18 protein-coding genes are annotated in these 22250 nt (G+C 65.6%); 14 read left to right on the top strand and 4 right to left on the bottom strand.

Features of this window, described 5'->3' with window-relative positions:
- The first annotated feature begins 19 nt into the window (after positions 1 to 19).
- The 12 genes from EIC84_RS07665 to EIC84_RS07610 all read left to right on the top strand — a co-directional run bounded on the left by EIC84_RS07665 (position 20) and on the right by EIC84_RS07610 (position 16128).
- Complete coding sequence (locus tag EIC84_RS07665; protein WP_003061828.1) at positions 20 to 832, top strand: ABC transporter ATP-binding protein; 813 nt, start codon at positions 20 to 22, stop codon at positions 830 to 832.
- Positions 833 to 1121: 289 nt separating this feature from the next.
- Entirely contained in the window at positions 1122 to 3602 is a 2481-nt protein-coding gene (nirB, locus tag EIC84_RS07660) for a nitrite reductase large subunit NirB (RefSeq protein WP_003061830.1), read from the top strand.
- A 23-nt stretch (positions 3603 to 3625) separates the two neighbouring features.
- Positions 3626 to 4024, top strand: a complete 399-nt coding sequence (gene nirD, locus EIC84_RS07655; protein WP_003061831.1) for a nitrite reductase small subunit NirD — start codon at positions 3626 to 3628, stop codon at positions 4022 to 4024.
- A 189-nt stretch (positions 4025 to 4213) separates the two neighbouring features.
- A complete protein-coding gene (locus EIC84_RS07650) occupies positions 4214 to 7075 on the top strand; it encodes a nitrate reductase (protein WP_003061833.1) in 2862 nt (953 codons plus the stop codon).
- Positions 7076 to 7111: 36 nt separating this feature from the next.
- Positions 7112 to 7936 carry a uroporphyrinogen-III C-methyltransferase gene (cobA, locus tag EIC84_RS07645; protein WP_003061835.1) on the top strand — a complete coding sequence of 275 codons (825 nt, stop codon included), beginning with the start codon at positions 7112 to 7114 and terminating at the stop codon, positions 7934 to 7936.
- Between the two features lie 145 nt (positions 7937 to 8081).
- Entirely contained in the window at positions 8082 to 9524 is a 1443-nt protein-coding gene (locus EIC84_RS07640) for an NAD-dependent succinate-semialdehyde dehydrogenase (RefSeq protein ID WP_003061837.1), read from the top strand.
- A 256-nt stretch (positions 9525 to 9780) separates the two neighbouring features.
- Entirely contained in the window at positions 9781 to 11745 is a 1965-nt protein-coding gene (locus EIC84_RS07635; RefSeq protein ID WP_050788925.1) for a TonB-dependent siderophore receptor, read from the top strand.
- 5 nt (positions 11746 to 11750) lie between these two features.
- Positions 11751 to 12656 carry a tungsten ABC transporter permease gene (locus EIC84_RS07630; RefSeq protein ID WP_237704397.1) on the top strand — a complete coding sequence of 302 codons (906 nt, stop codon included), beginning with the start codon at positions 11751 to 11753 and terminating at the stop codon, positions 12654 to 12656.
- Between the two features lie 25 nt (positions 12657 to 12681).
- A complete protein-coding gene (locus tag EIC84_RS07625) occupies positions 12682 to 13218 on the top strand; it encodes a DUF2478 domain-containing protein (protein ID WP_003061844.1) in 537 nt (178 codons plus the stop codon).
- Positions 13212 to 14249 (top strand): iron ABC transporter substrate-binding protein, encoded by a 1038-nt coding sequence (locus tag EIC84_RS07620; protein WP_003061846.1) that lies wholly within the window; start codon positions 13212 to 13214, stop codon positions 14247 to 14249. Before EIC84_RS07625 ends, EIC84_RS07620 begins: the two co-directional genes overlap by 7 nt.
- A 65-nt stretch (positions 14250 to 14314) precedes the next feature.
- On the top strand, positions 14315 to 15373 hold the full coding sequence (locus EIC84_RS07615) for an iron ABC transporter permease (protein ID WP_003061847.1): 1059 nt from the start codon (positions 14315 to 14317) through the stop codon (positions 15371 to 15373).
- Complete coding sequence (locus EIC84_RS07610) at positions 15373 to 16128, top strand: ABC transporter ATP-binding protein (protein WP_003061849.1); 756 nt, start codon at positions 15373 to 15375, stop codon at positions 16126 to 16128. The genes EIC84_RS07615 and EIC84_RS07610 overlap by 1 nt, the downstream gene beginning before the upstream one ends.
- Before the next feature lie 5 nt (positions 16129 to 16133).
- Here EIC84_RS07610 and EIC84_RS07605 read toward each other — a convergent pair whose 3' ends face one another.
- From EIC84_RS07605 to EIC84_RS07595, 3 genes are all read right to left on the bottom strand, one after another.
- Complete coding sequence (locus tag EIC84_RS07605; RefSeq protein WP_003061851.1) at positions 16134 to 18128, bottom strand: FUSC family protein; 1995 nt, start codon at positions 18126 to 18128, stop codon at positions 16134 to 16136.
- Positions 18125 to 18616: a MarR family winged helix-turn-helix transcriptional regulator gene (locus tag EIC84_RS07600; RefSeq protein ID WP_003061853.1), complete on the bottom strand. Its 492-nt coding sequence runs from the start codon at positions 18614 to 18616 to the stop codon at positions 18125 to 18127. Before EIC84_RS07600 ends, EIC84_RS07605 begins: the two co-directional genes overlap by 4 nt.
- A gap of 181 nt (positions 18617 to 18797) precedes the next feature.
- Positions 18798 to 19886, bottom strand: a complete 1089-nt coding sequence (locus EIC84_RS07595) for a YeiH family protein (protein ID WP_034361302.1) — start codon at positions 19884 to 19886, stop codon at positions 18798 to 18800.
- A gap of 264 nt (positions 19887 to 20150) precedes the next feature.
- On the opposite strand from EIC84_RS07595, the gene EIC84_RS07590 reads away from it, so the two are divergent.
- Together EIC84_RS07590 and EIC84_RS07585 are read left to right on the top strand one after the other, a co-directional pair.
- The gene (locus EIC84_RS07590; protein WP_034361369.1) at positions 20151 to 21095 is read left to right on the top strand and encodes a LysR family transcriptional regulator; all 945 of its coding nucleotides are present in this window, start codon (positions 20151 to 20153) and stop codon (positions 21093 to 21095) included.
- 139 nt (positions 21096 to 21234) lie between these two features.
- A complete protein-coding gene (locus EIC84_RS07585; protein WP_003058848.1) occupies positions 21235 to 21456 on the top strand; it encodes a hypothetical protein in 222 nt (73 codons plus the stop codon).
- A 70-nt stretch (positions 21457 to 21526) separates the two neighbouring features.
- Here the strand turns inward: EIC84_RS07585 and EIC84_RS07580 are convergent, their stop codons facing one another.
- Entirely contained in the window at positions 21527 to 22027 is a 501-nt protein-coding gene (locus EIC84_RS07580) for a CreA family protein (protein ID WP_003061862.1), read from the bottom strand.
- Between the last annotated feature and the right edge of the window lie 223 nt (positions 22028 to 22250).

Below are 22250 nucleotides of genomic sequence, written 5' to 3'. Positions count from 1 at the left end.
ACAAAGCAAGGAGTACCTCATGCATACATCTCTCAGCACCAAGTACATCGAGATCCACGGGGTGGAGCAGACCTTCAAGACCGCCAAGGGCCTGTTTCCCGCACTGCGCGACATCAACCTGAACATTGCCAAGGGCGAGTTCGTCAGTCTCATCGGGCATTCGGGCTGCGGCAAGTCGACGCTGCTCAATCTGATTGCCGGCCTGACCATTCCCACGGGCGGTGCACTGCTGTGCGCCAACAAGGAAATCAAGGGCCCCGGGCCCGAGCGTGCGGTGGTCTTCCAGAACCATTCGCTGCTGCCCTGGCTGAGCTGCTGGGGCAATGTGCACCTGGCCGTGGAGCGTGTCTTCGGCAAGCGCGAAAGCAAGGCACAGCTGGCACAGCGCACCGATGCGGCGCTGGCCATGGTGGGCCTCAGCCATGCGGCGCAAAAGCGCCCTGGCGAAATCTCGGGCGGCATGAAGCAGCGCGTGGGCATTGCCCGCGCCCTGTCCATGGAGCCCCAGGTGCTGCTCATGGACGAGCCCTTCGGCGCTCTCGACGCCCTGACGCGTGCCAAGCTGCAGGACGAGCTGCTGGAGATCGTGGAACGCACCCAGAGCACCGTGGTCATGGTCACGCACGATGTGGACGAGGCCGTGCTGCTGTCCGACAAGATCGTGATGATGACCAACGGTCCCGCTGCCACGATTGGCGAGGTGCTGCATGTAGAGCTGCCACGCCCGCGCAGCCGGGTGGAGTTGGCCGAGGATGCGCATTACCAAAGCTATCGCAAGGCCGTGATCGACTTTCTCTACACGCGTCAGGGCCATGTGGAGAAGGCGGCCTGAGCCTTTTTGATTTCAAGCTGCATGGCGCCTTGGGGCGCCATGTTTGTTTTGCACAGCAATAAAGCGGCCATGCACAAAAGCAGTGCATGCCGCGGGATGGAATAGTCTCTGCAGGCTGAGAAAAGCTGGCACAGCAATTGCGTGTTGTTCAGCGTGGCCAAGGTGGGTCACCGGGGGATGGTGCAAGGCTGGACCAGAACCCACAGACAAAGACGTCTACGCGTTCATGCAAGTCATGAAGCGCGCAGACGTCTTTTTTTTGGCTTTGCAAATGCCCACGGGGACTCAGATGAAAAAATCCAAACTGGTCATGATTGGTAACGGAATGGCAGGCGTGCGTGCGCTGGAAGAGCTGCTGGCCATTGCCCCCGATCTGTACGACATCACGGTCTTCGGCGCCGAGCCGCATCCCAACTACAACCGCATTCTGCTGTCGCCCGTGCTCGCCGGCGAGCAGACGCTCGGCGATATCGTGCTCAACGACTGGTCCTGGTACCAGGACCACCATATCTTGCTGCACGCCGGCTATACCGTGACGGCCGTTGACCGGGCACGGCGCACGGTACATGCAGTCAATGCCCAGGGTGAGAGTGCCAGCGCCGAGTACGACCGCCTGATCATGGCGACGGGCTCCAAGCCCTTCATTCTGCCCATCCCCGGCAAGGACCTGGAGGGCGTGCTGGCCTACCGCGACATTGCCGACACCGAGGCCATGATCGAAGCGGCAAAGACACTCAAGCATGCGGTGGTGATAGGTGGCGGCCTGCTGGGACTGGAAGCGGCCAACGGCCTCATGAAGCGCGGCATGCAGGTCACCGTGGTGCATGTCGGCGACTGGCTGATGGAGCGCCAGCTCGACGATCAGGCGGGCCGCATGCTGCAGAAATCGCTGGCCGAGCGCGGCATGCAGTTCTGCATGCAGGCACAGACACAGGAGCTGCTGGGCGACGAAGACGGTGGGCGCAGTGGCCGCGTGCGCGCCGTTCGTTTCAAGGACGGCAGCGAGATCCCGGCCGAACTGGTGGTGATGGCCGTGGGCATTCGCCCCAGCACCGAACTGGCGGAGTCCATGCATCTGCATGTGAGTCGCGGTATCGTGGTCAGCGACACGCTGCAGACCGTGACCGATCCACGCATCTATGCCGTGGGCGAATGCGCGGCACACCGAGGCATTGCCTACGGACTGGTGGCGCCCCTGTTCGAGCAGGGCAAGGTGCTGGCCAACCATCTGGCGGAGTTCGGCATCGGTCGCTATCTGGGTTCGCTGACCTCGACCAAGCTCAAGGTCACGGGCATCGATCTGTTCTCTGCAGGCGATTTCCAGGGCGGCGGCGATACCGAGGAAATCCTCATGAGCGACCCCTATGCGGGGGTCTACAAGAAGCTGGTCATCAAGGACGACAAGCTGGTCGGTGCCTGCCTGTACGGCGACACGGTGGACGGCAGCTGGTACTTCAAGCTGCTGCGCGAGGGCCGCAGCGTTGCCGATATCCGCGACAAGCTGATGTTCGGTGAATCCAATCTCGGCGATACCGGCCACCAGGGCCAGAGCAAGGCCGCGGCCATGGCCGACGGCGACGAGGTCTGCGGCTGCAACGGCGTGACCAAGGGCGCGATCTGCAAGGCCATCAAGGACAAGGGCCTGTTCACGCTCGACGATGTGCGCAAGCACACCAAGGCCAGTGCCAGCTGCGGTTCCTGCACCGGGCTGGTGGAGCAGATCATCATGTTCACGGCCGGCGGCGACTACTCGGCCGCTCCCAAGACCAAGGCCATGTGCGGCTGCACCGACCACGGGCACCAGGCCGTGCGCGATGCGATCCGCGAGCACAAGCTGCTGAGCACGGATGCGGTGTTCCGCTTCATGGAGTGGCGCACGCCCAATGGCTGTGCCTCCTGCCGCCCGGCCGTCAACTACTACCTAATCAGCACCTGGCCCAAGGAAGCCAGGGACGACCCGCAAAGCCGCTTCATCAACGAACGCAGCCACGCGAATATCCAGAAGGACGGAACCTACAGCGTGATTCCGCGCATGTGGGGCGGCGAGACCACGGCCTCCGAGCTGCGCCGCATTGCCGATGTGGTGGACAAGTACCAGATCCCCACGGTGAAGGTCACGGGCGGTCAGCGCATCGATCTGCTGGGCGTGAAAAAAGAGGATCTGCAGGCAGTCTGGAACGATATAGGCATGCCCTGCGGCCATGCCTATGCCAAGGCATTGCGCACGGTCAAGACCTGTGTGGGCAGCGAATGGTGCCGCATGGGCACGCAGGACAGCACCCAGATGGGCAAGGACCTGGAGCGCGCCATGTGGCGCATGTACGCACCGCACAAGGTGAAGTTCGCCGTCAGCGGCTGCCCGCGCAACTGCGCGGAGTCCGGCATCAAGGATGTGGGAATCATCGGTGTGGATTCGGGCTGGGAGATGTATGTGGGCGGCAACGGCGGCATCAAGACCGAGGTCGCGCATTTCTTCACCAAGCTCAAGACCGCCGAAGAGGTGATGGAGTACACGGGCGCCTTCATGCAGCTGTATCGTCTGGAAGGCTGGTATCTGGAGCGCACGGTGCACTACATCAATCGCGTGGGCCTTGACTATGTCAAGCGACGCATTCTTGACGATGCCGAGGGCCGCAGGGCGCTGTGGGAGCAGCTGCAGTTTGCACTGGATGGCGAGCCCGATCCCTGGTTCGAAACCGACAAGGCATCCGTGGATACGCGCCAGTTCCAGCCACTGACTGCGGCGCAAACCGAAAGCGCTAGCGTCTGATCACAAGCACCGAGGAGCCAGAAATGAGCGAATGGATTTCTATCTGCACGATTGGCGACATTCCCGTGCTGGGAGCGCGCCGCGTGGCGCGGGCCAAAGGTCTTGATGTGGCCGTGTTTCGCAATGCCGACGATGAGGTGTTTGCGCTGCTGGACCGCTGCCCGCACAAGGGCGGGCCGTTGTCGCAAGGCATTGTGTTCGGGCGCAGCGTGGCCTGCCCGCTGCACAACTGGACGATTGCGCTCAGCAGCGGCGAGGCGGCGGCGCCCGATGAGGGCTGCACGCCTTATTTCAGCGTGCGCGTGGAGAACGGCGAGGTGCAGCTGCGCGCCGACGAGCTGGCCAGCCGTGCCCTGGAGCAGACCCGCCCGCATGCCGGTCCTGCGCATTGCGCAGCCAGGTCCGGCTGTGCTGCGGCCTAGTGCCTCTGTTGATATGAAATGAATAGCTGCATGCGCTTGTTCAGAAAGCGTTACAGCATGATTTCACTGAAAGTCTGCTATGTGTGAGACCCAATCCAGCTGCCCTTGTTGCCGTGTGGGCTGCGAACTCGACTTCGGCGGTCCGCGTAGGAGTGAACATGGACGCCGCAGCCTCTCTTCGGTGACGCCATGAAAGAAACCAAATCCACTTGCCCCTATTGCGGTGTCGGCTGCGGCGTGGTCATCGAGTCCGATGGCCTGCAGATTACCGGCGTGCGCGGCGATCCCGAGCATCCTGCCAACTTGGGCCGTCTGTGCACCAAGGGCAGCACCCTGCATCTGACGGCCGCGCCCGCCTATGCCCAGCAGGCACGTTTGCTGCAGCCCATGCGCCGGCTGGAGCGTACAGCCGTACCGCAGGCGGTCAGCTGGGATCTGGCACTGGACGAACTGGCCGGGCGCATCGCCCAGATTCATGCAGCCCATGGTCCCGACGCGCTGGGTTTCTACCTCAGTGGCCAGCTGCTGACCGAGGACTACTACGTCTTCAACAAGCTGGTCAAAGGCCTGCTGGGCACCAATAATCTCGACACCAATTCGCGCCTGTGCATGAGTAGCGCCGTGGCCGGCTACAAGGCCACGCTGGGCGCCGATGCACCACCGGCCTGCTATGAGGACATAGACCAGGCTGGCTGCATGTTCATCACGGGCAGCAATATGGCCTGGGCGCATCCCATTCTGTTCCGGCGTGTGGAGGAGGCCAGGGCGCGCAATCCGCAACTCAGGATCATCGTGGCCGATCCGCGCCGTACCGAGACCGCCGAACTGGCCGATCTTTATCTGCCGTTGCAGCCGGGCAGCGATGTGATGCTGTTTCACGGTCTGCTGCACATCATGTTGTGGGAGGGCTGGACGGACAGCACCTTCATCGCGCAGCACACCAGCGGCTTTGCAGCGCTCAAGGAACTGGTGCGCGAAGCCACGCCCGAGAAGGTCGCTGCCATCTGCGGCCTGCCCGTGGCGGACCTGTACCGGGCGGCGCGCTGGATGGCGCTGGGCGGTGCCGAGGAGTCGGCGGAAGTGCGTCGTCCCACGCTCAGCCTGTACTGCCAGGGTCTGAACCAAAGCCGCAGCGGCACGGCGAACAACGCCGCGCTGATCAATCTGCATCTGGCAACGGGCCAGATCGGCAGGCCTGGCGCCGGGCCCCTGTCGCTGACGGGCCAGCCCAATGCCATGGGCGGGCGCGAGGTGGGCGGGCTGTCCAATCTGCTGAGCGCGCATCGTGATCTTTCCAACGCAGGGCACAGGGCCGAAGTGGCGCGGCTATGGGGGGTGAAGTCGATTCCCGCGCAGCCCGGCAAATCCGCGCTGGAGATGTTCGAGGCCGCTGCCGACGGGCAGATCAAGGCCTTGTGGATTGCCTGCACCAATCCCGCGCAGAGCATGCCCGAACAGGCCATGGTGCGCAGGGCGCTGGAGCGTGCCGAGCTGGTGGTGGTGCAGGAGGCTTTTGCCGCAACCGAGACCACGGCCTATGCCGACTGGTTGCTGCCTGCCTCCACCTGGGGCGAGAAGCTGGGCACGGTCACGAACAGCGAGCGGCGCATCTCGCGGGTGCGCGCTGCCGTGGTCGCGCCGGGGGCGGCACGCCATGACTGGCAGATAGGCGTGCAGCTGGCGCGGCGCCTGGAGCAGCATCTGCGGCCCTCGCTGCCAAGCTTGTTTCCCTATGACACCGCGAATGCGGACGCGGGTGCCGAAGCCATCTGGAACGAGCATCGCGAGTCCACACGCGGGCGCGATCTGGATATCACGGGTCTGAGCTGGGCGGTGCTGGAAGTCAAGGGACCCCAGCAATGGCCCATGCCCCAAGGCGCTAGCCAGGGCCGTCAGCGTCTGTATGGCGACGCAGTCTTTGCAACCGATGACGGGCGTGCGCGCTTTGATGCCCAGCCCTGGCAGGCAGTGGCCGTGCCGCGCGATGCAAGGCATCCGTTCAGTCTCAACACCGGCCGCCTGCGCGATCAATGGCATGGAATGACGCGCACCGGCCAGCTGGGGCGCCTGTTTGCCCATGTCAGCGAACCGCAGCTGCAGGTCAGTCCCCAGGACATGCAGCGCCTGCAGCTGCAGGACGGCGACCTGGTCCACCTGTCCAACCGCTACGGCGCCATCGTGCTGCCTGTGCAGGCGGAAGGGGGGCTGCAGCCCGCACAGCTCTATCTGCCCATGCACTGGGGCAGCATGTATCTGAGCGGTCTGGGCTCCAAGGGACAGCGGCTTGCGGGAGTCAACGCCCTGACCACGCCCGAGCGCTGCCCGCGCTCCAAGCAGCCCGAGCTCAAGCATGTGGCCGTGAAGCTGCTCAAGGCCGAGCTGCCCTGGACCTGTCTGGGCATGGCCTGGCTTGATGAGCAGCAGGTGCAGTCGGTTCGCCAGGCTTTGACTGAATTGATGGCCGAGTTCGACTTCGCCAGCTGCGTGTTGTTCGGGCGCGCCGTGCCGCTGGAGCAAGCGGATCAGGGGCGCGCCGGCGTGCAGTTCCGCGCGGCAGCCTATGCGGCGCCGTCCGCAGAGGTGTTGGCGCGGCTGCACAGCCTGCTGCAGCTCGATGGCCCGCAGGCCATGCGCTATGCCGACGCACGTCGCCAATGCAGCCGTGCCATGGCGATAGGCCGGCAGACGGAGGAGCCAAGGCTTGATGCCTTTTTGCTTTGCGGCGATGCCAGCGCCGGCCGCTGGCTGGGGCCGGTACTGCGCGACGAGCAATCGGTGCAAAGCTATGGGCGCCTATTGCTGTCCTCGGGGGGCAGGCCGCCCGCCGCCATGCCGGCCCGGTCGCCGCAGATCTGTGCCTGCATGAATGTGGATGAGGCCAGCATCAACTCGGCGCTGACCACCTGCGAGGGCTCCGCCGACGAGCGGCTCGCGCAGCTCAAGACTTCTCTGGGTTGCGGCACGCGCTGCGGCTCCTGTATTCCCAGGATCAAACAACTGGTGCATGCGATGCCTGCGCCGCAGTCGGCAGCCTTGCCGGTTGCCGCCTAGATTCCGATGTCCGGCAATGCATATGAAAGGCCAGCCATGACAAACAGCCATGCCACTTCCCTGCCGCCCGTGGGCCGCTGCTACCTGGTCGGTGCCGGCCCCGGTGATCCGGAGCTGCTCACGCTCAAGGCGCTGAGACTGATCCAGTCCGCCACGCTGCTGCTGGCAGACGATCTGGTGTCTGCCGACATCGTGAAGCTTGCCAGCGCTAGCGCCCGCATCGTTCATGTGGGCAAGCGTGGCGGGCGCGAGAGCACCTCGCAGGAATTCATCGAAAAGCTCATGATCATGGCGGCGCGCCAGGGTGAGCTGGTGGTGCGCCTCAAGGGCGGCGACCCCTTCATCTTTGGCCGTGGCGGCGAGGAGATCGAGCATTTGCGCATGGCGGGCATAGCCGTCGAAGTGGTCAACGGCATCACTGCCGGGCTGGCCGCGGCCACCAGCCTCGGCGTGCCGCTGACCCATCGCGACCATGCCCATGGCGTGGTGTTCATCACCGGTCATGCCAAGCCAGGCAGTGCCGGTCACGACTGGCAGTTGCTGGCCGGCACGGCCCGGATGCTGGGGCTGACGCTGGTGATCTACATGGGCGTTGCCACTGCCGCCCTCATCCAACAGCAGCTGCTGGCTGGCGGGCTGCCGGCTTCTACTCCGGTGGCCCTGGTCCAGAGCGCCAGCCTGCCCGCACAGCAGCAAATACTGACCGATCTGGGGCAGATGACGCAGGCGCTGGCATACAGCGGACTGGGCAGTCCCTGCGTGTTCGTGGTGGGCGAGGTGGTCAGGCTGGCCGCATCGTCCGCCGAGGGCTTGGGCGGGCTGCTGGAGCAGGCGCAGCTGCGCCGGGCCGTGGGCGCATGAGGCCGATTGCTGACAGCTGTCTCCCTTTTGTCTGAGTGCCGAGCCCGCATGACTAGAATTTGTCCGGTAACCCCTGAAAATTTGTCACACCCGGCCTCGTCAGTCTGCAGGGGGATAGCGGCGGCCGACACCTATGAGTCATGCGATGAGCACTGCATATCCCGATACCCAGCTTTTGATCGACGGACAGTGGCAGGACGCTGCCAGCGGCAAGAAAATTGATGTGCGCAACCCTGCAAGCGGCGAGGTGATTGGCCGTGTGGCCCATGCCGATATTGCCGACCTGGATCGCGCCCTGGCGGCGGCAGACAAGGGCTTTCAGGTCTGGCGCAAGGTGTCTGCCCATGAGCGCGGCGCCATCATGCGCCGTGCCGCAGCTCTGCTCAAGGAGCGTGCCGACGAGATCGCCGCGCTGCTGACGCAGGAGCAGGGCAAGCCGCTGGCCGAGGCCAAGGTGGAAATCATTGCCGGCGCCGGCATCATCGAATGGTTTGCCGACGAGGCCCTGCGTGTCTATGGCCGCATCGTGCCTTCGCGTCGCCCCGAGCAGCAGCAGCTGGTGATCAAGGACCCCGTGGGCCCGGTCGCCGCCTTCACGCCCTGGAACTTCCCCGTCAACCAGATCGTGCGCAAGATCGGCGCGGCCCTGGCTTCGGGCTGCTCCTTCCTGGTCAAAGCGCCCGAGGAAACCCCGGCCTCGCCCGCAGCCCTGCTCAAGTGCTTTGTCGATGCTGGCATTCCTGCCGGTGTTGTGGGCCTGGTCTATGGCAACCCCGCACAGATTTCCGAATATCTGATTGCTCACCCCGTAATCCGCAAGGTGACCTTCACGGGCTCCACGGCCGTGGGCAAGCAGCTGGCGGCGCTGGCCGGCCAGCACATGAAGCGCTCAACCATGGAGCTCGGCGGCCATGCCCCCGTGATCGTGGCCGAGGATGCCGATGTGCAACTGGCCGTCAAGGCCGCGGGTGCGGCCAAGTTCCGCAACGCGGGCCAGGTCTGCATCTCGCCCACGCGCTTTCTGGTGCACAACAGCGTGCGCGAGGAGTTCACGCGTGCCATGGTGGCCCATGCCGAGGCATTGAAGGTCGGCAACGGCCTGGAGCAGGGCACGCAGATGGGCCCGCTGGCCAATCCGCGTCGCGTGACGGCGCTGACCCAGCTGATCCAGAACGCCGAGCAAAGCGGTGCCAAGCTGATGACGGGCGGCGCATCCTTTGGCTCTGCGGGCAACTTCTTTGCGCCCACGGTGCTGGCCGACGTGCCTTTGACGGCCGATATCTTCAACCAGGAGCCCTTCGGCCCCGTGGCGGCGATTCGCGGCTTCGACAAGATCGAAGACGCCATTCAAGAGGCCAATCGCCTGTCCTATGGCCTGGCCGCCTATGCCTTCACGCGCTCGCTCAAGACGACGCACCAGCTGTCGCAGGATGTGGAAGCCGGCATGCTGTGGATCAACCAGCCGGCACTGCCGTCTGCCGAGCTGCCCTTTGGCGGCATCAAGGATTCGGGCTATGGCTCCGAAGGCGGCCCGGAGGCGCTGGAGGCCTATCTGGTGGCCAAGGCCGTGGCGATCAGCTGCGTTTGAATCTGCAAGGCATTTGATGCAAGGCCACCCTCGGGTGGCCTTTTTTCATGGGATGTGTATGCCGTGGGGCGTATGGGGACTGTTTGTCGATCGTTATTCCAAAAATGAATAGCGGTGGCTAGAATCGACGGTTTTTTACATTCGACAACAAATTCCAGCCCGCGCCATGCCATTGCACTCCACGGTTTCCCAGATCCATCCTCCAAGTTTTGTTCTTCGCCGCAGCTGGTTGTGGGGCGCGCTGGCCATCGTGCCCATGGGCACGGCCTGGGCCCAGGTGGCAGCTGCGGGCGCAGCCGAAGCCGCCAGCCAGACTTTCACGCTGGGGACGGTGGAAGTCAGCGCGCGGCGCGAGGCCGAGGAACTCGGGGCCGGCGATATGCAGCGCGTGGGCAGTGCCGAGATGGAGCGCAGCAACGCCAGCACCGTGGCCGATGCCGTGCGCAATCTCCCCGGCGTGAGCCTGTCGCGCAACAACCGCAACGAGGAAATGATCAGCCTGCGCGGCTTCGACTCGCGCCAGGTGCCGATTTTTGTGGATGGCGTGCCGCTGTACGTGCCCTATGACGGCTATGTGGACCTGGGCCGCTTCACCACCTTCGACCTGGCCGAGATCAATGTGGCCAAGGCCGGCGCCTCGCTGCTGTACGGCCCCAATACGCTGGGCGGTGCCGTGAATCTGGTCACGCGCAAACCGGTCAAGCCCTTCGAAGGCGATGTGCGCCTGGGTGTGGGCAGCGGCGGCGAGCGCAGGGCGAGCTTCAACCTGGGAGGTAACCAGGGCAGTTGGTACTACCAGCTGGGTGCCTCCTACCTGGATGCCGACAGCTTTCCTCTGCCCCGGGGCTTCAGGGATTACAAGAAGCAGCCCACCGATACCGGCAGCAAGCGCGAGAACGCGGACCGCACCGACAAGCGCCTGTCCTTCAAGCTGGGACTCACGCCCAATGCCACGGACGAATACGCCATCGGCTATGTGCGCCAGGAAGGCGAGAAGGGCAATCCCGTCTACACCGGCCAGTCCACGCAGAAGAACGCCGTGCGCTACTGGCGCTGGCCCTACTGGGACAAGGACAGCCTGTATTTCCTGAGCACCACCCGTCTGAACGGCAGCAATGTGCTCAAGACGCGTCTCTACCACGACACCTACAAAAACGGTCTCGACATGTACAAGGACGCCAGCTACACGGCCCACGATCCGACCAGCAGCTACAAGGATGTGAGCAAGGGGGCCAGCGTGGAGTGGGTCAACTACGCCTTCTCCGGCCACGAGCTGCATGCGGCCTTCCACTACAAGCAGGACGAGCACACCGACGCGGCCTCGGGCAAGGACCCGCAGAAGCACTACCGCGATGTGACCACCTCGCTGGTGCTCGAGGATCACATCGCCCTGGCCGAGCGCTGGCGCTTGACGCTGGGCCTGAGCCATGACCAGCGCGACGCCAAGCAGGTCTACCAGTGGCCCACGGGCTCGACCAGCGCCACCAACGGCCTGGCACGCCTGAGCTATGCGCTCACGGCCCAGGGCGACGAGGTCTATCTGATTGCCTCGCACAAGACCCGTTTTGCGACCATCAAGGACCGCTATTCGGCACGCATGGGTACGGCCCTGGCCAACCCCGACCTCAAGCCCGAGGTGGCCAACCATCTGGAGTTGGGCCTGAGCGGCAAGCCCTGGCAGGGCGGCAAGGGCCAGGCGGCGTTGTTCTACAGCCGGGTGCGCGATCAGATCCAGACCATGGTCGTGGACTCCACGGCCTGCGGCGGCAAGACCTGCAACCAGGCGCAGAACGTGGGACGCACGCGCAATGCCGGTTTTGAGGTGTCGCTGGCGCAGCAACTGTCGGCCCAATGGACTCTGCATGCGGGCTACACCTATCTGAGCCGCACCAACCTCAGCGACCGCAGCATCACCTTGACGGACACGCCGCGCCAGCGCCTGACAGCGGCCCTGCAATGGAATCCGCAGGCCCAGTGGCAGCTGCGCGCCGAGCTGGAGGCAGAACAGGGCCGCAAGGTGCCGCTGTCGGCCAGCGGCCAGGCTCAGGTCTATCAGATGGCCGGCTACGGCGTGGCCAATCTGCGCGCGCGCTATCTGCCGCGTCCGGACACCACGCTGGACTTCGGCGTGGCCAATCTGGGCGACAAGTGGTATCAGCTGGCTGACGGTCTGCCCATGCCTGGCCGCAGCTGGTACATGAATCTGGGCTACCGGTTCTGATGGCCATGGAATACCTGCTTCGGACAGCGCTGGCATCGCTGACAAGGCGTGACTGGCTGCGCAGTCTGGCTGCCCTGGGCACGGCCGGTGGTCCCGCCCTGGCGGCGGGAGCAAAACCCGCTGCGAGCACCGGCGTACAGGTGGCTGCCGTGGGCGGACTCGTGCTGTGCGGCGTGTGGTCGCGCGTGGCAGAGCAGGCCAGCCAGGCCCTGGCCATGCCGGTCACCACCGTGGCGGCCGCGCCCAAGGAAGGCGTGGTGCCCGCCTTCGCGCGCGGCGAGGCGCAGATGCTGCTGATCCACGCCAGCGACGAAGCCATGGCACTGGAGGCCAGCGGCATGGCGTCTGCGGCCCGCGTCTGGGGCTGGAACCAGCATGTGATTGCCGGCCCCGCGCAGGACCCTGCGGGCGTGCGTTCGGCCGCTGACGGCACGCAGGCGCTGCGGCGCATTGCCGAGACCGGCTCGCCCTTCATCGCGCTGCGCGACCCCGGCAGCTATACCGTGGTGCAGCGTCTGTGGCGGCGCGGTGGCATACGACCCGATGCGCGCTGGTTGCGCGCCGACACCGGCCCGCGCCCGCAGGCCGTGCTGGAGCTGGCGGCGCGCGAGCAGGCCTATGCCGTGGTCGGCCATATTCCCCTGGCTTTCGGCAAGATGGGCGCTCCCGGCATAGAGCTGCTGCTGCATGGCGATCCGCTGATGCGCAGACCCTATGTGCTGCTCAGGCCCGGCCCGCGCCATCCAGCCACGCCGGAGCAGCGCCGGGCGGCGGGCCTGCTGGCCGAGTACCTGTTGTCGGCGGCCGGCCAGCATGTACTCGAAGCCGCCAGCGGCACGGGCGGCCCCTGGGTGTTTGCGCGCGACAGCGTACCCGCCGGCATGAACACCGGCGCCGATGGACCGACATGATCGAAGGAGCTGCATGAGCACCGCTATGACGCCGCCGCTGGCGGCATTGATTTACCCCGATGAGCGGCACGATATCGAGGACTTGCTCGAAGGCGTGGCGCGGCGGCTGCAACAGTCGGGCCGGCAGGTGGGCGGGCTGGTGCATCGCCAGAGCCGCTATGCCAATGGCAACAAGTGCATGCGTCTCGTGGATCTGCGCAGCGGCCAGCAGTTCGAGATGACCGAGGACCTGGGCGCTGCCTCGCAGGCCTGCAGCCTCAATCCGCAGGCCCTGGCCCGGGCCAGCGTGGTGCTGCGCCAGGCACTGGCCGATGGTGTGGAGCTGGCAGTCGTCAACTGCTTCGGCCAGCTCGAAGCCGCAGGCGGTGGTTTTGTCCAGGAGATCGCTGCTTTTGTCGAGGCCGGCATTCCCGTGGTCACGGCCGTGGCGGCCCGCCACGAGGCTGGCTGGCAGAGCTTTACCGGTGGCGCCTTCGTGCGCCTGCCGGTTGACGAACAGGCACTGCTGCACTGGTGCCGTCAGCAGCTGCAGCGCGAAGACCAGGGAGACCGGTCATGCTGACGCGGCGCCAATGGCTGCAGGCCGGTGCTGCGACGCTGGCCCCCGGGGCCTGGGCCCAGGATGGCGGCTCGGTCATCGCAGCCCGCTTTGGCTCGCTGCCGGCACGGCCGGGTCGCGTTTTCGCTTCAGGTCCGCCGGCCGGCGTGCTGCTGGCCGCGCTGGCGCCGCAGCAACTGCTGGGCTGGCCCATGGAGCTTGGCGATGCGGCGCGCGCCCATCTGGGATCGCCGCTGCAGGCCTTGCCCTATCTGGGGCGCCTGTCGGGGCGCGGCAGCACGCTGTCGCTTGAAAAGCTGCTGGCGCTGCAACCCGATCTGGTGCTGGACTCCGGGACCTCCGACGCCACCCATGTCTCTGCCACCGAACGTCTGGCCCGCCAGACGGGCCTGGCCTGCGTGCTGGTGCAGGGCAGCCTGAGCGACCATGCGCGCCAGCTGCGCGAGGTCGGTAGCTTGCTGGGTGCGTCCGAACGTGGCGAGACCCTGGCCCGACATGCCGACGAAGTGGCCAGACTGGTGCGCGCCGTGACCGCAGGGCTGGGGGAGCAGGCGCGGCCGCGCGTCTATCTGGGGCGCGGCGCCAACGGCCTGGAAACCGGGCTGGCCGATTCCATCAATGTCGAGGTGATCGAGTATGCGGGCGGCCGCAATGTGGCAGCTCAGGCCGGCAGGGGCGGACTCACGCGCGTTTCCATGGAGCAGATCCTGGCCTGGGACCCCGAAGTCATACTGACCCAGGAGGCGGGTTTTGCAGAGCGCGTGCGCCAGGACCCCTTGTGGCGCGGCATCAGCGCCGTGCGCAGCGGCAGAGTGCACTGTGCGCCCGTGCTGCCTTTTGGCTGGCTGGACGGCCCGCCCAGTGTGAACCGGCTGATCGGCGTGCGCTGGCTGCTCGAGAAACTGCATCCGGGCCGGCTCGCGCGGCAGGGTGCCAAGCCCCTGGAGCAGGCGGTGCGCGAGTTCTATGCGCTGTTCTATGGCGTCCAGCTGTCGTCGGCGCAGTTGCAAGCGCTGCTGGAAGCCGCGCGCTGAGTGTCTTTGGTTTTATGAAGTTATTTGGCTCTAGCTCAGACAGGGTAATTGGTAGCAGCTCTATTTTGAGGAGCATTGCAAGCCGCAGCCATCAACGCGGCCATGTTTGCAGCAGCACAGCCTGGGGCTGGCTTTTGGCCCTGCTCTTGCTGGCTCTGGTGCTGCTGTGGGCGTTGGGCTCGGGCCAGTTTGCGCTCGAGCCGGCACAACTGGTCGAAGCATTGTGGGCGCGGGCCACGGGGGCGGCTTCGCCGCTGCCGCCAGCGGCCGAAACCGTGCTCTGGAACATCAGGCTGCCGCGCATCGCAGCCGGCGTGGCGGTCGGCGCGATGTTGGCTGCAGCCGGTGCGGCCTACCAGGGCATGTTTCGCAACCCGCTGGTCTCGCCTGACATCCTGGGCGTTTCGGCCGGTGCCGGCCTGGGGGCCGTCGTCGCCATCTATCTGGGCCTGTCGATGTTTGCCGTGCAGTGGCTGGCCTTTGGCGGCGGACTGGTCGCAGTGGCCGTCGTAGTGGCTATCAGCGCCTGCGTACGCAGGCACGATCCGGTGCTGGTGTTGGTACTGGCCGGTATTGCACTGGGAGCCCTGCTGGGGGCCGGCATTGCCCTGATCAAGACCCTGGCCGACCCGAACACCCAGCTGCCGTCCATCACCTTCTGGCTCATGGGCGGCCTGTCGGCCGTGACGCTGCAGGAAGTGGCCGCCACGGCGCCCGTGATGCTGGCGGCCCTGCTGCCTTTGCTGCTGCTGCGCTGGCGTATCAATCTGCTGGCCCTGCCCGATGAGGAGGCACGGGCTCTGGGCGTGCCGGTCGGGCGGCTGCGCCTGGTGCTGGTGGTTTGCGCCACGCTGGGGACGGCGGCGGCCGTGTCGCTGGCCGGCATCATCGGTTGGGTCGGGCTGGTGGTGCCGCATGTGGCACGCCTGCTGGTCGGCCCCGATTTCGTGCGCCTGCTGCCGGCCTCGGCCCTGCTGGGCGCGGGCTTTGTGGTCGCGGCCGATACGCTGGCCCGTACCATGGCGCGTATCGAGCTGCCGCTGGGCATTCTGACGGCCCTGGTCGGTGCACCATTCTTTCTGTATCTGCTGGCCCGCACGGGCCGCCGCGAAGGAGATACCTGATGACGGTGCTGGACTTGCAGGGTCTGCGTACCGGCCATGGCCGCAGCGTGGTCAGCGAAGCGGTGGATCTGTCCATTGCCGCCGGCGAGGTACTGTGTCTGCTCGGCCCCAACGGCTGCGGCAAGACCACGCTGTTTCGCACGGTTCTGGGCCTGTTGCCGCCGCTGGCGGGTCGGGTGCTGGTGCAGGGCCAGCCGGTGCAGCACTGGCCGCGCGCGGAGTTCGCGCGCCGCGTCGGCTATGTGCCTCAGGCCCAGGCCGGGGTGTTTGCCTTCGAGGCGCTGGACATGGTGCTCATGGGCCGCGCTGCGCGCCTGCCCCTGCTGGCCAGGCCCTCCGGCGCAGACCGGGCCATGGCACTGGCCTGCATGGAGCGGCTGCAGATCTCCCATCTGGCCGCATGCCGCTACACGGAGCTCAGCGGCGGCGAGCGGCAACTGGTGCTGATTGCACGCGCGCTGGCGCAGGAGCCGGCGCTGCTGGTCATGGACGAGCCCACGGCCAGCCTGGACTTCGGCAACCAGATCCGCGTGCTGGAACAGATCGAGGCGCTGAGCGCCCAGGGCATGGCCATGCTGTTGTCCACCCACCAGCCCGAGCACGGCTTGCGTGTGGCCAGCCGGATCGCTTTGCTGGGCCACGGGCGGCTGCTGGGCGTGGGCGAGCCGCGCGCCGTGGCCACGCCCGCAGCGCTGGCTGAACTCTATGACGTCAGCGAAGCGGCGATTGCCGCCCATCTATCGGGCGGCCGCTGAAGCGCTCAGCGCAACGCGGCGCTGGAGGCAAAGAAGGCCGGATGCTCGCTGATGTCCTGGGCGGCCAGCCGCAGTTGCAGCGCCTGCTCGGGCTGGCGCTGCTGTATGCGCCGGGCCAGGCCTTGCAGCAGCGGCACGGCCCTGGCGGGAGCGCTGGGCAGTTGTTGCAGTCTCTGCAGCGCGCTGCGCACACCGCGCAAGCTGCTTTCGGACAGGAGTACATCCGCCTGCAGCTGGTGCAGGATCAGCACGGCCTTGCCCACCCGCAGCGCGGCCAGACCGCAGTCGGCCGCGTCCTGCACGGCGGGGGCGCTGACTTTTTCGGAGGCGCGCACCAGGCGCAGCAGGCGGTGATAGAGGCGGGCGCGCCAGACGCGCACGTCTCGGGCGTGCACCGGGGCGCAGGCCATGTCCTGCAACTCATGAACCATCATGGCGCGCAGGCCGTTGAGCCTGCCTTGCGCGGTGACGGGCAGGATGAAGCGATAGGCCGCCCAGCCGGCCAGCGGGCCGGTGACGATGGCAAAGGCCATGGACAGCGAGTGGCCCACATCGAGCTGGTAGGGGAAATGCGGCGACAGCGCCAGCAGGATCACCATATTGCAGTCAAAGCCGTACAGCGTGGTGCGGCGGTGGCTGAGCAGCAGGGCGCCAAGGAAGATGAAGGGCAGCATCATCAACACCATCTGCAGCTGGCTGTTGGCGAACGGCCAGGCAAACCACTGGCAGACCAGCGCCACGCCCGCGCCCATGGCCTGGCCCAGAATCACAAAGCGCATGGTGAAGGCCGGGTTCTCGAACGAGGAGAACACGGTGATCATCACCGACAGGCCCAGCAACATAAAGGCGCCGCCATGCCAGCCCGTGACGACCCAGATCAGGCCGACCAGAAAAATGGAGCTGAAGGCCCGCAGCATGGCCCGGCGCGCGCCCACCCAGTCGCTGTGCAGGACCACGGGCAACTGGCGTGCGCGATGGTGGGCTGGCAGAGTCAGGTCGCTGGCAGCCACAAAGTGAGCCTGCAGGGCCAGGCCGATATTGCCCAGAATCTCCTCGGCATGACCCCAGCCGGCGGCGGCGCTGCGGGCCGTGGCGATGGCGTCGATGGCGGCCAGCGGTGCGGGCTGGGTTTCGAGCAGCATGGCGGCCTGCTCCAGCGCGGCCGTCATGGCCTGGGCCTGCGCAGGCGTGAATGCCGGGGTGATGGTCTTGCCCGTGCTGTCGCGCAGCCAGAGCAGGGCCGAAATCTGGGTGTTGATCAGGCGGCGCAGCGCCCGCACGGCGCGGCGCGAACGCTGCGAGCCCGCGGCATGTGGGTCCAGCCCTTCTTCGATGGCAGCCATCACGGCCAGTCGCTCAGCCAGGTCCCTGGGGCTGAGGGCGCTATGCCCGCTGGCCGTGGCCTGTGCGGCGTCCGCGATGTCGCGCAGCAGGCGGGCGCAGAGTCGCCGTACCCTGCCGTCGCCGGGGATTTCAGCGCCCACGGGCGTGAACAGCCAGCCCACGACGAGGGCGGCAGCCACGCCGGTCAGCGCGGTGAACAAACGATCCCAGCCCAGTGCGTAGACATGGGCGGGGTTGCCGTTGTCCAGCAGGGCCACCATGGAGGCCGAATAGCCGGCCAGCATGGTGCCGTAGGAGGCAAAGCTGCGCTGCAGATTGCCCAGGCCCGCGCATATGCCTATCCACACCGCCAGCCCCGTGACCAGCCAGAGCAGATCGCCATTGGCCACCAGCACCAGCACCACGCCGGCGGCTGTTCCGACCAGCGTGCCCGTGGTACGGAAAAAGCTTTTCTCCAGCAACTGGCCGCGCAGCGGCTGGGAGGCGGCCCAGACCGTCATGCCCGCCCATTGCGGATGTTCCAGCCCCAGGGCCCAGGCGGCGAACACGGCAATACAGGCTGCAAAAGCCGTGCGCAGATGCTGGCGCAGGCGGGCGCTGTCAAAGCCCCATCGCGTGGCGCTCTCCAGCAGGCGGTCGTAGGCAGCCACGCTCATGCGCGCTCCTCGGTGTCGGGCTGGGCTTGGGCTGAGCGCTGCTCGTGCATCTGCTCGATGCGGGCGCGAATCTTGTTGACGCCGTCCAGCATGGCCTCGACCTCGGAGTCCTCAAGGTCCTGCAGCAGACTGAGCTCGGCCTCGAGCATGGTGGCGCGGATGCTGTCCACGGCGCTATTGCCTTCGGCCGTGAGAAAGATGCGCTTGCTGCGGCGGTCGGCTGCATCGGCGCGGCGCTCCACCCAGCCCTTGCCTTCGAGAATGTCCAGCAGGCGCACCAGGCTGGAGCCGTCCAGGCCCACGCGCTCGGCCAGCTCCTTTTGCGTCACGCCGTCGCCCCAGGCGCGCAGATGCAGAAGCGGCGTCCAGGTGGCGTCGGTCAGGCCGCTGGCGGCCAGCTGTTCTTCGACAAAGCGCCGCCATTGGCGGGTCAGGGTGACCATGAGAAAGCCCAGGCGGTCGCGGGAAGGTGCATCGGCAAAAGACATGGATGAAATTTTGATGCTTTTGCAATTAATTTGCAATTCAAATTAATTGAGTCTGCATTGATATCTAGGGTATTCCCTTGATGTCGTGCAGCATAAAAAAAGAGAGCGACAAGCGCTCTCTTTCAAAGGGTTTCAGACCTGTAGATTTTCTAGTTCTAATCCAGTCAGGCGATAGCAGCTATCAAAACAGTGTTGGAATCCAGAGATTCAATACCAGGCCGGCGACCAGCAGCCAGGCGAACAGAGCCAGGGCCAGAATCAGCGGCCGGGTGCCGGCAGCACGCACGGCGCGGATATGGGTGGTCAGGCCCAGGGCGGCCATGGCCAGGGCCAGCAGCGCGTTGTCGAGTTGAATGCCGACGCTGACCGCTTCCTTGGGAAGCACGCCCAGGGAGTTGACGCCGGCCATGGCCACGAAGCCCACGGCAAACCAGGGAATGGTGATCCGGTTGCCGGGCTGGCCGTCGTTCACGCCCAGGGCCCGTTCGCTGCGCGTCAGCCACATGGACAGCACCAGCAGGAAGGGAGCCAGCATCATCACGCGCACCATCTTGGCGATCACGGCCGTGTCCGCAGCCTGGCTGCCTATGGCTTCGCCGGCGGCCACGACCTGGGCCACCTCATGCACGGTGGAGCCGACGAAAACGCCGTACTGCTGCATGCTGGTGTCTATCCAGCCGTACTCGGCATTCCAGTGGAACAGCGCCGGGTAGAGAAAAGTGCCTATGGTGCCGAACACCACCACGGTGGCCACGGCCACGGCCACGTCCTCGGCACGGCCCTTGACCACGGGTTCGGTGGCCAGCACGGCGGCAGCGCCGCAGATGGAGGCGCCAGCCCCCACCAGCATGGTGGTGCGCTTGTCCATGCCCAGCAGCTTCTGGCCTATCCACTGCGCCAGCAAAAAGGTGCTGGACAGCACCAGCGCATCGATCACCACGCCGGCCATGCCGACCTGGCCGATGTCCTGGAAGGTCAGGCGCAGACCGTAGAGCACGATGCCGGTGCGCAGCAGGCGGGCCTTGGTGAAGGCGATGCCGCTGGCGCACTGGCTGGCAATGGCTGGGTAGACGGTGTTGCCAACCAGCAAACCGATGATGATGGCCAGCGTCAGCGCGCTCAGGCCGTTGTTCTTGATGGCCGGAAACTGCGCGGCCCAGGTGGCCACGGCAGCGATGGCGCCCGCCAGCAGCAGGCCGGGAATCATCCCGCCGGTCTTGTGCATCCAGCCTTGCGAGGGTGCGGAGTTTTTCAGTGTTGTAGTGTTCATCGTGACCTTTCGCAGCAGGCAAGACAACAGGTCTGATTGCCGGCATGGAGATCACTTTAGATTTCTTGGTTATATTTGTATAACTAATAGTTTTTGTAAGAACAACCTATAAAACAGGTAGATTGGGCTTTCTGGCGCCTGCAATTCGACTCAATCATTGACGGCCTGAGTCGCTATCGAATGGCCGGGCTGCCCGTTTTCTGCTGGCAGGCAGGGGCTGCTGGCGAGCCTGCTGTCATCGATACGAATATACGAATCATCGTCATGCTGCACCTCACCTTGCGTCAGTTCGAGATCTTCTGCGCCGTGGCCCAAAGCGGTACCACGGTGGCGGCCGCAGAGGCCGTAGCGCTTTCGCAGTCGGCCACCAGTGCCGCGCTGCAGCAGCTGGAGCAAGGCCTGGGCGTGCAGCTGTTCGAGCGCGTGGGCAAGCGCCTGGTGCTCAACGATGCGGGTCGTGCGCTGCTGCCCCAGGCCCTGGGCGTGCTGGAGCAGGCCAGAGGCATAGAGCAGACGTTTTCCGCGCGTGCGGCCAATATGCCGGTGCGCCTGCGCGTGGCGGCCAGCACCACCATCGGCACCTATGCGCTGCCCGAAGTGCTGGCGCGTCTGGCACGCTCGCATCCGCTGGTGCGCGTGGACCTGCAGATCGCCAATACCCAGGAAGTGGGCGAAGCCGTGCTGGCCATGGAGGTCGACATGGGCCTGATCGAGGGCAGCAGTCACTGGCAGGGTCTGGAGGTCGAACCCTGGCTGCGCGACGAACTGGTCATCGTGGCATCGCCGCAGGACCCGCTGGCCGAGCTGGCGCGCAGCAAGCCGCTGGGCGTGGCAGCGCTGCGCAAGGCGGCATGGCTGCTGCGCGAGGCGGGCTCTGGCACGCGCGAGATGGTCGAGCATGCGCTGCTGCCGCATCTGCACCAGCTGCCTGCAAGCGCCACGCTGGGCAGCTCCGAGGCGATTGCGCGCTGTGTCGAGCAGGGGCTGGGCATCAGCTGTCTGTCGCGCGTGCTGGTGCAGTCACAGCTGCAGGCTCGGGCGCTGGAAATCCTGCCCACCACCTTGCCGCGCATGTGGCGCAACTTCTCACTGGTGCAGCGCGCCGGAAAGCGCCGCTCGCCTGCGCTGCAGGCCTTTGTCGATGCCTGCAAGGCCGGCGAGCAGCCTCCGCTCGAGCCGTCCGTAGCCCAAGCGCCAAACATGCTGTAGCGCTTGAATGACAGTCGCAGACAGCTATGGTTTTCTTGACAATGATTTTGCTTGCGGCGGCGGTTTTTGCCCCTATATTGGATAGACAAGTCGAGCGCGGGTTGCACAGCGCCGACTTTCACAAGCAGGGAGGAACACCATGAAAACCATCGATGAAATGCTGCACCTGGACCTGCTCACTCATGAACAGCATCTGCAGATCAGCCACTGGATCGACGATGCGCAGTCCCCCGAGGCCATTTTGCAGATGCCTGCCGGACTCTGGCAGGCCGTGGAACGCGCCAGCCAGGCCATGGGCGTGAACGAGGATTTGCTGCGCCCGCCGGCGCTGGACGCGGGTGGCCTGACTTTCAGTCAGTAAGTCGCGGGGCCTGGCCTTGAGCTAAAACTGCATCAAACGCAGGCTGCACAAACGCAGCCTGCTCTGATTTTTATTTCAACGGGATAGCCGTGCCCTGGGGCACGGCCACGGCTGTGACGCTGTTCTGGGGCGAGCCCTCGATTACCCGATCCGAGTAGGTCATATAGATCAGTGCGTTGCGCTTGGCATCCACCATGCGCACCACACGCAGGCGCTTGAACAGCAGCGAGGTGCGCTCGGTAAACACTTCTTCCTGTTGCCTGAGCGGTGCGGGGAACTGGATATTGCCCGTGGCCTGGCAGGCGATAGACGCCTCCGAGCGATCCTCGGCCAGACCCAGGCCGCCCTTGATGCCGCCGGTCTTGGCGCGCGAGACATAACAGGTCACGCCCGGCACCTTGGGGTCGTCATAGGCATCGACCACGATCTTGTGATCCGGGCCAATCCACTTGAAGACGGTGTCCACGGCGCCGATCTGCTCGGCATGGCTCATGCCGACAAAGGCCATGGTTCCCGCGGTGGCGGCCGCAACGGCCAGAACGGCAGAGAGCAATTTCATGGTGGTGCGCATACAGTGAGTTAAGGGTTAACCCTTGTTTTTTAACAGGGCATTGTGCCCCGGGCAAGGGATTTGCAGCCGGCCTTAGGACAATACCGGCTGCTGCAGAGCTTTCTGTATTGCATCACGGTTTGTCCCGGCCTGCTGGCGGGCACCGGCAGCTGAGACGCTGCCACAGGCATGACACAGCGCATGTCGGTCTTGCTAACTCCCTCTTTGATCTGCGACGGCCCCT

Source organism: Comamonas sp. A23, from assembly GCF_004522605.1.
GTDB lineage: Bacteria > Pseudomonadota > Gammaproteobacteria > Burkholderiales > Burkholderiaceae_C > Comamonas > Comamonas thiooxydans.
The sequence above is the reverse complement of the archived record's forward strand: the minus strand, read 5'-3'. Positions and strand labels throughout refer to the sequence as shown.

Excerpts from the sequence above, each read along its gene's own strand:
- EIC84_RS07625 (WP_003061844.1), top strand. The coding sequence starts at position 12,682 with ATGACGCCGCCGCTGGCGGCATTGATTTACCCCGATGAGCGGCACGAT.
- EIC84_RS07630 (WP_237704397.1), top strand. The coding sequence starts at position 11,751 with ATGGAATACCTGCTTCGGACAGCGCTGGCATCGCTGACAAGGCGTGAC.
- nirB (WP_003061830.1), top strand. The coding sequence starts at position 1,122 with ATGAAAAAATCCAAACTGGTCATGATTGGTAACGGAATGGCAGGCGTG.
- nirD (WP_003061831.1), top strand. The coding sequence starts at position 3,626 with ATGAGCGAATGGATTTCTATCTGCACGATTGGCGACATTCCCGTGCTG.
- EIC84_RS07600 (WP_003061853.1), bottom strand. The coding sequence starts at position 18,616 with ATGTCTTTTGCCGATGCACCTTCCCGCGACCGCCTGGGCTTTCTCATG.
- EIC84_RS07665 (WP_003061828.1), top strand. The coding sequence starts at position 20 with ATGCATACATCTCTCAGCACCAAGTACATCGAGATCCACGGGGTGGAG.
- EIC84_RS07595 (WP_034361302.1), bottom strand. The coding sequence starts at position 19,886 with ATGAACACTACAACACTGAAAAACTCCGCACCCTCGCAAGGCTGGATG.
- cobA (WP_003061835.1), top strand. The coding sequence starts at position 7,112 with ATGACAAACAGCCATGCCACTTCCCTGCCGCCCGTGGGCCGCTGCTAC.
- EIC84_RS07620 (WP_003061846.1), top strand. The coding sequence starts at position 13,212 with ATGCTGACGCGGCGCCAATGGCTGCAGGCCGGTGCTGCGACGCTGGCC.
- EIC84_RS07610 (WP_003061849.1), top strand. The coding sequence starts at position 15,373 with ATGACGGTGCTGGACTTGCAGGGTCTGCGTACCGGCCATGGCCGCAGC.
- EIC84_RS07580 (WP_003061862.1), bottom strand. The coding sequence starts at position 22,027 with ATGCGCACCACCATGAAATTGCTCTCTGCCGTTCTGGCCGTTGCGGCC.
- EIC84_RS07640 (WP_003061837.1), top strand. The coding sequence starts at position 8,082 with ATGAGCACTGCATATCCCGATACCCAGCTTTTGATCGACGGACAGTGG.
- EIC84_RS07650 (WP_003061833.1), top strand. The coding sequence starts at position 4,214 with ATGAAAGAAACCAAATCCACTTGCCCCTATTGCGGTGTCGGCTGCGGC.
- EIC84_RS07590 (WP_034361369.1), top strand. The coding sequence starts at position 20,151 with ATGCTGCACCTCACCTTGCGTCAGTTCGAGATCTTCTGCGCCGTGGCC.
- EIC84_RS07635 (WP_050788925.1), top strand. The coding sequence starts at position 9,781 with ATGGGCACGGCCTGGGCCCAGGTGGCAGCTGCGGGCGCAGCCGAAGCC.
- EIC84_RS07585 (WP_003058848.1), top strand. The coding sequence starts at position 21,235 with ATGAAAACCATCGATGAAATGCTGCACCTGGACCTGCTCACTCATGAA.
- EIC84_RS07605 (WP_003061851.1), bottom strand. The coding sequence starts at position 18,128 with ATGAGCGTGGCTGCCTACGACCGCCTGCTGGAGAGCGCCACGCGATGG.